This is a genomic window from Pseudomonas sp., from assembly GCF_041601375.1.
Lineage (GTDB): Bacteria > Pseudomonadota > Gammaproteobacteria > Pseudomonadales > Pseudomonadaceae > Aquipseudomonas.
Window position 1 is genome coordinate 1 of sequence record NZ_JBFIIG010000133.1, and the last position, 11,642, is coordinate 11,642.

Below are 11,642 nucleotides of genomic sequence, written 5' to 3' on the forward strand. Positions count from 1 at the left end.
CGTCATGGGGCTGGCGTAGCAGTTTGGACGCTAACCGCCGGCCATGGCCTGGCCGGCGGACATGCAAAAAAGGGGTTTTGTGTATGGCGCTTGCGCTAATTGTCGCCTTGCCATTCTTGGGGATGATCCTGCCGCTGCTGGCGGATCGATTGGGGCGGTCGGCCTGCTCGGTGGCGGCGGCGCTGGCGCCGTTGGCGGCCTTGATCCTGTTGTTGTCGCAACAGTCGTCGGTGTTTGCTGGTGAGCTGATCAGGGTCAAGCTGAGCTGGTTGCCGTCGCTGGGGCTGAATTTGAGCTTGCGCCTGGATGGCCTGGGTTTCTTGTTCGCCTTGCTGATTCTCGGCATCGGTCTGCTGGTGATTCTCTACGCCCGTTACTACCTGGCGAAACAGGAACCGATGGGGCGTTTCTTCGCTTTCCTGCTGCTGTTCATGGGTTCCATGCTCGGCGTGGTGCTGTCGGAAAACCTGCTGTTGATGTTGATGTTCTGGGAGCTGACCAGTCTCTCGTCGTTCCTCTTGATCGGTTTCTGGAGTGGCCGATCGGATGCCCGCACTGGCGCGCGCATGGCTCTGGCGGTCACCGGTGGTGGTGGTTTGGCCCTGCTCGCGGGGATCCTGCTGATCGGCCATATCGCCGGCAGCTTCGAGCTGTCGCAGGTACTCGCGGCCGGTTATGCGATTCGCGCCCATGCGCTCTATCCCCTGGCCCTGGTGCTGGTGCTGCTCGGGGTGTTCACCAAATCGGCGCAGTTCCCCTTCCACTTCTGGTTGCCCCATGCGATGGCGGCACCGACCCCGGTTTCGGCTTACCTGCATTCGGCGACCATGGTCAAGGCCGGGGTGTTTCTGCTGGCGCGGCTGTACCCGGCGCTGGCCGGTTCCGAGTGGTGGTTCTACCTGGTCAGCATCACCGGTCTGGTGACCCTGCTGGTCGGCGCCGGCATGGCCCTGTTCCAGCACGACCTCAAGGGCCTGCTGGCCTACTCGACCATCAGCCACCTGGGCCTGATCACCCTGCTGTTCGGCCTCGACACGCGCCTGGCGGCGGTGGCGGCGGTGTTCCACATCATCAACCACGCGACCTTCAAGGCTTCGCTGTTCATGGCCGCGGGGATCATCGATCACGAGACCGGCAGCCGCGATATGCGGCGAATAAACGGCATGTGGAAGTACATGCCGCATACGGCCATGCTGGCGATGGTGGCGGCTTCGGCAATGGCCGGGGTGCCCTTGCTCAATGGCTTCCTGAGCAAGGAGATGTTCTTCAGCGAGACTCTCAACCAGCATCTGCTCGGCAGCTTCAACTGGGTGATTCCGGCGGCGGCGACCCTGGCCGGGGTGTTCTCGGTGGCCTATTCGCTGCGCTTTATCCACGACGTGTTCTTCAACGGCGAACCGATCAACCTGCCGAAGTATCCGCCCCATGAACCGCCACGCTATATGAAGGTGCCGGTGGAAGTGCTGGTGTTCCTCTGCCTGCTGGTCGGCATCGTGCCGGCTTACACGGTGGCGCCGCTGCTCGCCGTGGCGGCGACGTCGACCCTGGGGGGCAACCTGCCCGAATACAGCCTGGCGATCTGGCATGGTTTCAACCTGCCGTTGCTGATGAGCTTCATCGCCCTGTTCGGCGGCATGCTCGTCTACTTCTTCCGCCAGCCGCTGTTCCGCTGGTATGCCGGGCTGCCGAGCATGGATGCCCGCCTGCTGTTCGAGCAGGGCATGTTGCTGCTGGTGCGGGTCTGCGTGGCAATCACCAGGCGCCTGGAGAACGGTTCCTTGCAGCATTATCTGGCGCTGCTGCTGGGCGCCGCGCTAGTGGTGGTGACGCTCGCGCTCGGCCCCTTGCCGCAGGTCAGCGGCTCGCTGGCGCTGACCCCGATCGATGGCATCACCGCCCTGGGCCTGGGCATTCTGGCCCTTGCCGCGCTGGCCACGGTGGTGTTCCATCGTCAGCGCCTGGTGTCGCTGCTGATGCTCAGCGTGGTCGGCTTGATGGTGGCGCTGGCCTTCGCCCGCTTCTCGGCGCCGGACCTGGCCCTGACCCAGCTGTCGGTGGAGGTGGTGACCATCGTCCTGCTGATGCTGGCGCTGTACTTCCTGCCGGCCCACACGCGCGTCGAGTCGAGCAGCATCCGTGGTCTGCGCGATTTCATTCTGGCGGTGGGCACCGGCGTGATGGTGGCGATCCTGGTGTTCGCCGTACTGACCCGGCCCTATGACAGCATGTCCAGTTACTTCCTGGAGAACAGCCTGTCCGGCGGCGGTGGCCACAATGTGGTCAACGTCATCCTGGTGGACTTCCGCGGCTTCGATACCCTGGGTGAAATCAGCGTGCTGGCGATTGCCGGTGTCGGCATCTACGCCATGCTCGATGGCCTGCGCCTGTTCCAGCCGCGCGCCGATGCGCAAGGCCGGAGCTGGGCACGTGATCGGCATCCGCTGATCCTCGCGACCTTGTCGCGGGTGTTGTTGCCCATGGCCCTGTTGGTTTCGGTATTTATCTTCCTGCGCGGGCACAACCTGCCGGGCGGCGGTTTCATCGCCGGCCTGGTCACTGCCGTGGCGCTGATCCTGCAGTACGTCGCCAGCGGCGTGCAGTGGACCCAGTCGCGATTGCCGCTCAACTATCACCGCATGGCCGGCTCCGGGGTGCTGATCGCCGGCCTTACCGGGCTCGGCAGTTGGCTGTTCGACCGGCCGTTCCTGACCTCGGCATTCGGTCATCTCGAGATTCCGCTGATCGGCGAGATCGAACTGGCCAGTGCCATGCTGTTTGACCTGGGGGTGTACCTGACCGTAGTCGGTGCGACCCTGCTGATTCTCGCCAACCTGGGCAAACTGACCCAGGAAAAGGCCGGACAAGAGGTACTTTGAGATGGAAGCTTTGTTTGCCGTAGCCCTCGGCATCCTCACCTCCAGCGGTGTCTACCTGCTGCTGCGGGCGCGTACCTTTCCGGTGGTGATGGGCCTGACGCTGATCTCCTACGCGGTCAACCTGTTCCTGTTCGCCATGGGTCGCCTGCAGACCGGGGTGACCACGGTGATCGGGGCCAATGCCGAGTATGCCGATCCGCTGCCGCAGGCGTTGGTGCTGACCGCCATCGTGATTGGCTTTGCCATGACCGCCTTCGTGGTGGTGCTGGCGCTGCGCAGCGTCGGCGAAATGAAGACCGACCACGTCGATGGCCGGGAGTCCAGACGATGAATCACGGCTTGATCCTGCCGGTACTGCTGCCGATGTTTATCGGCTGCCTGCTGCTGTTCGGTGCCCGGCTGAGCATGCCGGTCAAACGCAGCCTGTCGTTGACCTCGGTCACCGTGCTGGTGCCGCTGAGCCTGTGGCTGATGTGGCAGGCCGACCAGGGGGGGCTGCAGGTCTATGCCCTGGGCAATTGGCAGCCGCCGTTCGGCATCATCCTGCTGCTCGATCGGCTCAGTGCGCTGCTGCTGGTGGCCACCGCGGTGCTGGCATTTTTCGCCCTGCTCTATGCGACGCGCGGCGATGACCAGCGCGGGCGCAACTTCCATGCGCTGTTCCAGTTCCAGTTGATGGGCATCAACGGCGCCTTTCTCACCGGCGACCTGTTCAACCTGTTCGTGTTCTTCGAAATCCTGCTGATCGCCTCCTATTCGCTGTTGCTGCATGGCGGCGGCCCGGAGCGGGTGCGCGCCGGCCTGCACTACGTGATCCTCAATCTGGTCGGTTCGGCCCTGTTCCTGTTGGCGGTCGGCGTGCTCTACGGCATCACCGGCACCCTGAACATGGCCGACATGGCCGTGCGGGTCGCGGCGGCCACTGCCGATCAGGCGCCACTGCTGGGCGCCGCCGGCCTGTTGCTGCTGGTGGTGTTCGGCCTGAAGGCGGCGTTCCTGCCGCTGTATTTCTGGCTGCCCAGGGCATATGCCTCGGCCACGGCGCCGGTGGCGGCCCTGTTCGCGATCATGACCAAGGTCGGCCTGTACTCGATCCTGCGCGTGTACACGCTGATCTTCGGCGACGATGCCGGCATGCTGGCCAACATGGCTCAGGAATGGCTCTGGCCGCTGGCCCTGCTGACCATCGGCCTGGGCGTTATCGGCGCGCTGGCGGCCAGCAGCCTGCACGGGTTGCTCGCCTACCTGGTGGTGGTCTCGGTCGGCACCCTGCTCGCGGGGATCTCCCTGGGCACGCCACAGGCCCTGGCTGCCGCCCTGTACTACCTGCTGCACAGCACCTGGATTGCCGGTGGCCTGTTCCTCCTGGCCGACCTGATTGCGCGCCAGCGCGGGGACAAGGCCGCCCAACTGGTCCAGGGGCCGGCACTGCAGAACCCGCATCTGCTGGGGATCCTGTTCTTCGTCGGGGCGATCAGTGTGGGCGGCCTGCCGCCGCTGTCCGGTTTTATCGGCAAGCTGCTGTTGTTGCGTGCGGTCGAGCCGGGCCTGCAGGCACTGTTCCTCTGGCCGGTGGTGCTGGGCGGTGGCCTGGCCACCTTGATCGCCCTCAGCCGCGCCGGCAGCACCCTGTTCTGGCGGGTCGGCCTGAGCCAGTTGGACAGCGCCGAACTGGACCGCGGGCGCCTGCTGGCCTGCGTCGGCCTGTTGCTGCTCAGCCCGCTGCTGGTCGGCCTGGCCGCACCGCTGCTGGCCTATGTCGAGGCTACGGCCAACCAGTTGCTTGACCTGCAGCTGTATCGCCAGATCGTACTCCCGGGAGGTGCATCATGAAGGCCCGCCGCTGGCTGCCCCATCCGTTGCTGAGCCTGACCTTGCTGCTGGTCTGGTTGCTGCTGGTGAACGACATGAGCGTCGGCCACTGGTTGCTTGGCGCACTGCTTGGCTGGCTGATTCCGCTGTTGACCCAGGTGTTCTGGATCAACCCGCCGCGTGTGCGCAAGCCGCTGAAACTGTGCCTGTTCTTCCTGCGGGTGCTGGGCGATATCGTCACCGCCAATCTGCAGGTGGCCAAACTGATTCTCGGCCCCAGTGCCAGGTTGCGTCCGGCCTTCGTCGAGATACCCATGCTGCTGGAGGACGAACTGGCCCTGACCATGCTCGCCAGCATCATTTCCCTGACCCCGGGGACGGTGTCCGCCGACTTGAGCGATGATCGCAAAGTCCTGTTGGTGCATGGCCTGGATGTGGACGACGAGGCCAGCCTGGTCGCGCTGATCAAGCTCCGCTACGAAGCACCGCTGCTGGAGGTATTCGCATGCTCGCCTACGTGATTCCGTTGTGCCTGGCGATCATGGGCCTGGCCCTGGTGCTGACCCTGGCGCGCCTGATCAAGGGACCCGATATGCCGGACCGGATCCTGGCCCTGGACACTCTGTACATCAACGCCATTGCCTTGCTGGTGCTGTTCGGTGTCTGGCTGGGCTCGGATCTGTATTTCGAGGCGGCGCTGCTGATCGCCGTAATGGGCTTTATCGGCACGGTGGCGGTTGCGAAATACCTGCTGCGCGGCGACATCATCGAGTAAGGAATTGTCATGCATAGCTGGATCGAAGCCTTGGTCGCCCTGTTTCTGCTGCTTGGCAGCCTGTTTGCCCTGGTCGGCGCCATAGGCCTGTACCGCCTGCCGGACTTCTTCATGCGCCTGCACGGGCCGACCAAGTCGACCACTCTGGGCGTGGGCGGCATGGTCATCGCCTCGCTGATCTACTTCGGCGGCCGTGGCGACGGCATCAGCCTGCACGAGCTGCTGATCACCCTGTTCCTGTTCATCACCGCGCCGGTCAGCGCCCACATGCTGGCCAAGGCCGCCTTGCAGCAGAAACTGCGCCTGAGCGACAAGACCCGCGGCAGGCCCTGGGAGCAGTAAGGCGACTGGACGGCGTTCCGTTCGGAGGTAGGGCGGCCTCGGAGCGAAGCGACAGCCCGCCAGCTCTTGTGCCGCGCCGATGAATCATTGGTGCACTGCCTGCGGCGAGTGACACCCTACATATCGCGGGATGCTCTAGCCCCTAGGGCCACTCGGAAGCGCGGCCGCCGGGCGGAACCTACCTGCGCACTATGCCCCCTGTCTCCTGCGCAAGCATTGCCAAGCGCACAGTTCGCGTGCCTGACTGTACCTGTCCGCGCCGCACCGGCCTGGCTACACTCCAACTTTTGCATGGAGCGGCATATGAACGGGCAGGGCAGGGCGCTGGCGGTGGTCTGCCTGATCGTGGCCATGGCGCTGTGGGGCAGTTCCTTTATCGCCCTGAAATGGGCCTTCGCCGAGTTGCCGGCCATGTGGGTGATCTTCGCCCGCATGGCCCTGGGCAGCCTGGTGTTCCTGCTCGCCTGGCGCTGGCGCGGCCGCCTTCGCTACCGCCGCGGCGACTGGAAATATCTGCTCGGCCTGGCCGCCTGCGAGCCCTGCCTGTACTTCATCTTCGAGGCCCTGGCCCTGCAGAACACCAGCGCCGCGCAGGCCGGCATGATCACCGCGCTGCTGCCGTTGCTGGTGGCCATGGGCGCCTTCGTCTTCCTGCGTGAGCGGATCGCCCGGACCACCCTGGCCGGCTTTCTGCTGGCAGTAGTGGGGGCGGTCTGGCTGGGCCTGGCCGGCAGCGCCGATGTGCACGCGCCCAACCCGCTGCTCGGCAACTTCTACGAACTGCTCGCCATGCTCTGCGCCATGGGCTACACCCTGCTGCTCAAGCACCTGTCCACGCGCTATTCGGCCTTTCTCCTCACGGCGATGCAGGCGTTTATCGGCAGCCTGTTCTTCCTGCCGCTGGCGCTGCTCAGCGCGCCCATGCCCACCAGCATCTCGCCGCAGGGCTTGGCGGCCGTGGCCTATCTGGGCGTGGTGGTCACGGTTGGTGCCTATGGCCTGTACAACTATGGCGTCAGCCAGTTGCCGGCCAGCCAGGCGTCGGGCTTCACCAACCTGATACCGCTGTTCACCCTGGTGTTCGCCATGCTGCTGCTCGGCGAGCGCCTGAATACCCTGCAACTGTTCGCCGCGGCGCTGGTGTTCGGCGGCGTGGCCCTGAGCCAATGGCGAACTGCGCCAGCCGTACCGGTTGGCGTGCTGGATTGAGAGCTTGTGAAAAAACTCTCGCCTACTGCGATCGTCCTCTGGCGTCCGCTGCTGGCGTTGCGTAACGCGCCTTGCCGCAAACACCAGGAGACGCTCTCGCTACGGCGCTCGATATTTTCACAACCTCTGAGGAGACAATGATGAGCGATTCCAGGTCCTGGGCGCGCGAGGCGATCCGCATCATCGAGGCGGATTTCCAGCGCAGCGCCGATACCCACCTGATCCCCCTGGCGCTGCCCGGCCTGCCGGGCATCGAGCTGTACTTCAAGGACGAGTCCAGCCACCCGACGGGCAGCCTCAAGCATCGCCTGGCCCGCTCGCTGTTTCTCTATGCCCTGTGCAACGGCCGGCTCAAACCCGGCGCGCCGGTGATCGAAGCCTCCAGCGGTTCCACGGCGATCTCCGAAGCCTATTTTGCCGGCCTGCTGGGCCTGCCCTTTATCGCGGTAATGCCAGCATCCACCTCGAAGGAGAAGATCGCGCAGATCGCCTTCTATGGTGGCCAGAGCCATCTGGTCGACGACCCGACGCAGATCTACGCCGAATCGGAGCGGCTGGCGCACGAGAGCGGCGGCCACTTCATGGACCAGTTCACCTACGCCGAGCGCGCCACCGACTGGCGTGCGAACAACAACATCGCCGAGTCGATCTTCCAGCAGCTGCGCAGCGAGCGTTATCCCGAGCCGACCTGGCTGGTCTCCAGCGCCGGCACCGGCGGTACCCTGGCCACTCTTGGCCGTTATGTGCGCTACCGCCGGCACGCCACCCGGGTGCTGTGCGCCGATGCCGAGCGCTCGGTGTTCTTCGACTACTACCGCAGCGGCGATGCCAGCCTGACCCTGGACTGCGGCTCGCGCATCGAAGGCATCGGCCGACCGCGGGTCGAGGCCTCCTTCCTGCCGACGGTGATCGACGCCATGTGCAAGGTGCCGGATGCCCTGTCCCTGGCGGCCATGCACTACCTGGCCCAGCGCCTGGGACGGCGGGTCGGTGGCTCCAGCGGCACCAACCTGATCGGCGCACTGCTGGTCGCGCAACGCATGGTCGCGGCCGGCGAATCGGGCTCGCTGGTGGCGATTCTCTGCGACGGCGGCGAGCGCTATGCCACCACCTATTACGAGCAGAACTGGCTGCACAGCCAGGGCTTCGCGCTGGCGCCATTGGTCGAGGCGGTGGCTGCGTGCGCCGAACGCGGCGAGCCATTGCCGGGCGATTTGCCGACGGCAGGCCTCTAGCCGGTACCCACGGTCCCGTAGGATGAGAGATCCCCCGTCGTCCAGACGCCGCGCTGTCGCGCAGCAAACTGGCGGCAATCGTGTCTGTCGGCTTGTGGGTACCTGTAGGAGCGGCCGGGCGGCGTTCCGCTTCAGCCGCGAAGCTTTGCTGTGCCGCGAAGAATTCGCGGCTAAAGCCGCTCCTACAAAAAGCAATAATCAATAAAATCAATGAGATATTGGTTGTTTGACAAGAGCCGCTAGCGGGGGGTGTTCAGGCAAGCCACCCATTTTATGGGCGGCGTAACCCCTCATGGCGCACCACGCCGGGCCACGTTTTTGCAGACTTTGCAGATCGCCATAGGATCTATGGCTTCATGAAACAGGGAGGATGGATGAGCGACTTCGAAATACGCCAGGCACAGCAGCGGGATATCGATAACCTCTGTGCGCTGATTTTCGAGCACGGGCCGAACCCCTGGAACCACCTGCCTCAAGACGAAGTGGCTGCCCATCTGCAGGGCATCGCCGCTGGTGCGGTGCAGGCGCTTCTGGCCGAGCATGAGGGAGAGTTGCTGGGTTCGTCAGCTACCGGATGTCGCGCGACTTCGAGCGCTATCAGCCTGAAGCGCGTCGCGGCCAGCTGTACGCCTATATCTGCGAGGCGGTGATCCATAGAGACATGGCCGGACAGGGGCTGGGTTCGCGCCTGTTACGCCAGGTGGTCAGCCTGCTGGCCGAGCAGGGCGTGCACGACATCTATATCGACCGTCATGAGGAAAATGCCGCCTCTGCGGGGATGATGCGCAAGGCCGGTTTCGTCGAGCTCGAGAGCTACGCCGACCCGCAGCGGCGCCCCTACGGTTCGGGGCGCACCACGGTCTGTCGCTTGCAGGTGCATCCGTAAGCGAGAGAATTTCACCGTCTTATGGCTTTTTGCTGGTGCGCACGGCGCACCCTACGGGGGTCAGGCCTCGGCAAGTCCGAGCATATCCCGCGCCAGCGCCTCGGCCACGCGAATGCCGTCGACCCCGGCGGAGAGGATGCCACCGGCATAGCCCGCGCCTTCGCCGGCCGGGTACAGGCCCTTGACGTTGAGGCTCTGCATATCCGCGCCGCGGGTGATGCGCAGCGGCGAGGAGGTGCGCGTCTCGATGCCGGTGAGTACCGCATCGGCCATGGCGAAGCCCTTGATCTGCTTGTCGAAGGCCGGTAGCGCTTCGCGGATCGCCGCGATGGCGAATTCCGGCAGCGCCAGGGCCAGGTCGCCGAGTTTGACCCCCGGCTTGTAGGACGGCTCGACGCTGCCCAGGGCAGTCGACGGCTTGCCGGCGATGAAGTCGCCGACCAGTTGCCCCGGCGCCTCGTAGTTGCTGCCGCCGAGCAGATAGGCCTGGGATTCCAGGCGTTCCTGCAGCTCGATGCCGGCCAGCGGGCCGCCCGGATAGTCCTGCTCCGGAGTGATGCCAACGACGATGCCGGCGTTGGCATTGCGCTCGTTGCGCGAGTACTGGCTCATGCCGTTGGTCACCACTCGCCCGGTTTCCGAGGTGGCTGCGACCACGGTGCCGCCCGGGCACATGCAGAAGCTGTAGACCGAGCGGCCGTTGCTGGCGTGGTGCACCAGCTTGTAGTCGGCGGCGCCGAGTTTGGGGTGGCCGGCGTACTTGCCCAGGCGCGCACGGTCGATCAGCGACTGCGGGTGCTCGATGCGGAAACCCACCGAAAACGGTTTGGCCTCCATGTACACGCCACGGCCATGCAGCATGCGGAAGGTGTCGCGCGAGCTGTGGCCGAGGGCCAGGAGCACATGGCGGCTGCGGATCTGCTCGCCGCTGTCGAGGACCACGCCGAGCAGTTGACCATCTTCCAGAAGCACGTCGCTGACCCGCTGCTGGAAGCGCACTTCGCCGCCCAGGGCCTTGATCTCCTCGCGCATGCTGGCGACCACGCCGGTCAGGCGGAAGGTGCCGATATGCGGTTTGCTGACGTAGAGGATCTCCTCGGGCGCGCCGGCCTTGACGAACTCGTGCAGCACCTTGCGCCCCAGGTGCTTGGGGTCCTTGATCTGGCTGTACAGCTTGCCGTCGGAGAAGGTGCCGGCGCCGCCCTCGCCGAACTGCACGTTGGACTCGGGGTTGAGCACGTGCTTGCGCCACAGGCCCCAGGTGTCCTTGGTGCGCTGGCGCACCTCGGTGCCGCGCTCCAGCACGATCGGCTTGAACCCGGCCTGGGCCAGAATCAGCGCGGCGAAGATCCCGCAGGGGCCGAAGCCGACCACCAGCGGGCGCTCGTCGAGGTCGGCCGGCGCCTGGCCGACCGGCTGGTAGGCGATGTCCGGGGCGGGGCCGATGTGGCGGTCGTCTTTGAGCCTGGCCAGCAGCGCCGCTTCGTCACGCACGCTGCAGTCGACGGTGTAGATGAACTGCAGCTCGCTGGATTTCTTGCGCGCGTCGTAGCTGCGCTTGAACAGGCTGAAGTCGAGCAACTCCTCGGCGTCGATCCCCAGGCGCTGGATTATGGCCGGGCGCAGGGCTTCTTCGGGGTGATCGAGCGGCAGCTTGAGTTCGGTGATACGCAGCATGGGGCAATCCAGGATCAGGGCCGGAGGCAACCCGGCAGCTTTGGGAAGGGACGATTATAGGCGCTATTGGGCCTGAACGGGCACGCTGCGCTGGCCTGGATCCATCATGCAGCCCACCACACACAACACTTTATTCAATCGTCGCGCGCGCCGCCGAAGTAGGCGCAGCCGCGCATCACTTCACCATTGAGGCGCAGTTCGGCAGACAGGTGCTGTACCGCGCCGCTCATGCTGTCGACACAGCGTTGCGGCGCGGCCCACAGCTCCAGGCGCTGGCCGTTGGCTTCACTGGTCAGGTTGAAGCGGCCTTCCGGCAACTGTTCTTCCAGATAGGGCAAGGCCAGCGGTTTCTGGTCGGCGCGGCTGAGGACCAACCCCTGGCTGCTGACGGTCACGCTCCAGCTTGGCTCCTGGCCGCTGGCGTGCAGGGTGGTACGCTTGAAGTTGGGGTCGTCGCAGCCCGGGCCTTCGCCTTGCAGGCGGTACACCCGGCTGAGCGTCAATTGGCCATCGACGCCGCTTCGCTGGCTGGCCGCCAACTGGCCGCGCAGATCGGCAAACAGCGGGCCGGGGCCGTCGGCCAGCAGGTCGGCCGCGTCGCGCACGATGTCGGTCGCGCCATCGTTGGCGATGACAAAAAGGCGCTGTTCCTGGCAGGGGCGAAACAGCAGTTGCCCGGCGTCCAGGCGCAGCTCGCCTTGCAGACGGCTGTGCTTCACCGAATCGACCTGGGGTTTTTCGCTGAACACCTGGCAGCTGGCAAATAGCGGCAACAGGGCAAACAATAGAAAACGACTGGCGTGCATCGAGGCTCTCCTGGCAAGAGCGGC

11 protein-coding genes and 1 pseudogene are annotated in these 11,642 nt (G+C 65.2%); 9 read left to right on the forward strand and 3 right to left on the reverse strand.

The annotated features are described in order from the left end of the window. The first annotated feature begins 83 nt into the window (after positions 1-83). The 8 genes from ABZE94_RS15865 to ABZE94_RS15900 all read left to right on the forward strand — a co-directional run bounded on the left by ABZE94_RS15865 (position 84) and on the right by ABZE94_RS15900 (position 8,249). Positions 84-2,876, forward strand: a complete 2,793-nt coding sequence (locus ABZE94_RS15865; protein ID WP_372876454.1) for a monovalent cation/H+ antiporter subunit A — start codon at positions 84-86, stop codon at positions 2,874-2,876. A gap of 1 nt (position 2,877) precedes the next feature. Next, positions 2,878-3,207, forward strand: a complete 330-nt coding sequence (locus ABZE94_RS15870) for a Na+/H+ antiporter subunit C (RefSeq protein ID WP_372876455.1) — start codon at positions 2,878-2,880, stop codon at positions 3,205-3,207. Then, positions 3,204-4,709: a monovalent cation/H+ antiporter subunit D gene (locus tag ABZE94_RS15875; RefSeq protein ID WP_372876456.1), complete on the forward strand. Its 1,506-nt coding sequence runs from the start codon at positions 3,204-3,206 to the stop codon at positions 4,707-4,709. The genes ABZE94_RS15870 and ABZE94_RS15875 overlap by 4 nt, the downstream gene beginning before the upstream one ends. Next, positions 4,706-5,209: a Na+/H+ antiporter subunit E gene (locus ABZE94_RS15880; protein ID WP_372876457.1), complete on the forward strand. Its 504-nt coding sequence runs from the start codon at positions 4,706-4,708 to the stop codon at positions 5,207-5,209. The genes ABZE94_RS15875 and ABZE94_RS15880 overlap by 4 nt, the downstream gene beginning before the upstream one ends. After that, a complete protein-coding gene (locus ABZE94_RS15885) occupies positions 5,194-5,463 on the forward strand; it encodes a K+/H+ antiporter subunit F (protein WP_372876458.1) in 270 nt (89 codons plus the stop codon). The genes ABZE94_RS15880 and ABZE94_RS15885 overlap by 16 nt, the downstream gene beginning before the upstream one ends. 9 nt (positions 5,464-5,472) lie before the next feature. Beyond that, positions 5,473-5,805 (forward strand): Na+/H+ antiporter subunit G, encoded by a 333-nt coding sequence (locus tag ABZE94_RS15890; RefSeq protein ID WP_372876459.1) that lies wholly within the window; start codon positions 5,473-5,475, stop codon positions 5,803-5,805. 303 nt (positions 5,806-6,108) lie between these two features. After that, positions 6,109-7,014: a DMT family transporter gene (locus tag ABZE94_RS15895; protein WP_372876460.1), complete on the forward strand. Its 906-nt coding sequence runs from the start codon at positions 6,109-6,111 to the stop codon at positions 7,012-7,014. A gap of 137 nt (positions 7,015-7,151) precedes the next feature. Beyond that, a complete protein-coding gene (locus ABZE94_RS15900; RefSeq protein ID WP_372876461.1) occupies positions 7,152-8,249 on the forward strand; it encodes a PLP-dependent cysteine synthase family protein in 1,098 nt (365 codons plus the stop codon). 290 nt (positions 8,250-8,539) lie between these two features. On the opposite strand, the gene ABZE94_RS15905 is transcribed toward ABZE94_RS15900, so the two are convergent. After that, positions 8,540-8,791, reverse strand: coding sequence for a hypothetical protein (locus tag ABZE94_RS15905; RefSeq protein ID WP_372876464.1), 252 nt, complete (start codon positions 8,789-8,791; stop codon positions 8,540-8,542). Here ABZE94_RS15905 and ABZE94_RS15910 point away from each other — a divergent pair. After that, positions 8,684-9,135, forward strand: a pseudogene (locus tag ABZE94_RS15910) (N-acetyltransferase family protein). The gene ABZE94_RS15905 and the pseudogene ABZE94_RS15910 overlap by 108 nt on opposite strands. A gap of 60 nt (positions 9,136-9,195) precedes the next feature. Here ABZE94_RS15910 and ABZE94_RS15915 read toward each other — a convergent pair. Further along, positions 9,196-10,812, reverse strand: coding sequence for an NAD(P)/FAD-dependent oxidoreductase (locus tag ABZE94_RS15915; protein ID WP_372876462.1), 1,617 nt, complete (start codon positions 10,810-10,812; stop codon positions 9,196-9,198). A 134-nt stretch (positions 10,813-10,946) separates the two neighbouring features. After that, a complete protein-coding gene (locus ABZE94_RS15920; RefSeq protein ID WP_372876463.1) occupies positions 10,947-11,618 on the reverse strand; it encodes a COG3650 family protein in 672 nt (223 codons plus the stop codon). Between the last annotated feature and the right edge of the window lie 24 nt (positions 11,619-11,642).

Excerpts from the sequence above, each read along its gene's own strand:
- ABZE94_RS15865 (WP_372876454.1), top strand. The coding sequence starts at position 84 with ATGGCGCTTGCGCTAATTGTCGCCTTGCCATTCTTGGGGATGATCCTG.
- ABZE94_RS15870 (WP_372876455.1), top strand. The coding sequence starts at position 2,878 with ATGGAAGCTTTGTTTGCCGTAGCCCTCGGCATCCTCACCTCCAGCGGT.
- ABZE94_RS15875 (WP_372876456.1), top strand. The coding sequence starts at position 3,204 with ATGAATCACGGCTTGATCCTGCCGGTACTGCTGCCGATGTTTATCGGC.
- ABZE94_RS15880 (WP_372876457.1), top strand. The coding sequence starts at position 4,706 with ATGAAGGCCCGCCGCTGGCTGCCCCATCCGTTGCTGAGCCTGACCTTG.
- ABZE94_RS15885 (WP_372876458.1), top strand. The coding sequence starts at position 5,194 with ATGCTCGCCTACGTGATTCCGTTGTGCCTGGCGATCATGGGCCTGGCC.
- ABZE94_RS15890 (WP_372876459.1), top strand. The coding sequence starts at position 5,473 with ATGCATAGCTGGATCGAAGCCTTGGTCGCCCTGTTTCTGCTGCTTGGC.
- ABZE94_RS15895 (WP_372876460.1), top strand. The coding sequence starts at position 6,109 with ATGAACGGGCAGGGCAGGGCGCTGGCGGTGGTCTGCCTGATCGTGGCC.
- ABZE94_RS15900 (WP_372876461.1), top strand. The coding sequence starts at position 7,152 with ATGATGAGCGATTCCAGGTCCTGGGCGCGCGAGGCGATCCGCATCATC.
- ABZE94_RS15905 (WP_372876464.1), bottom strand. The coding sequence starts at position 8,791 with ATGCTCGGCCAGAAGCGCCTGCACCGCACCAGCGGCGATGCCCTGCAG.
- ABZE94_RS15915 (WP_372876462.1), bottom strand. The coding sequence starts at position 10,812 with ATGCTGCGTATCACCGAACTCAAGCTGCCGCTCGATCACCCCGAAGAA.
- ABZE94_RS15920 (WP_372876463.1), bottom strand. The coding sequence starts at position 11,618 with ATGCACGCCAGTCGTTTTCTATTGTTTGCCCTGTTGCCGCTATTTGCC.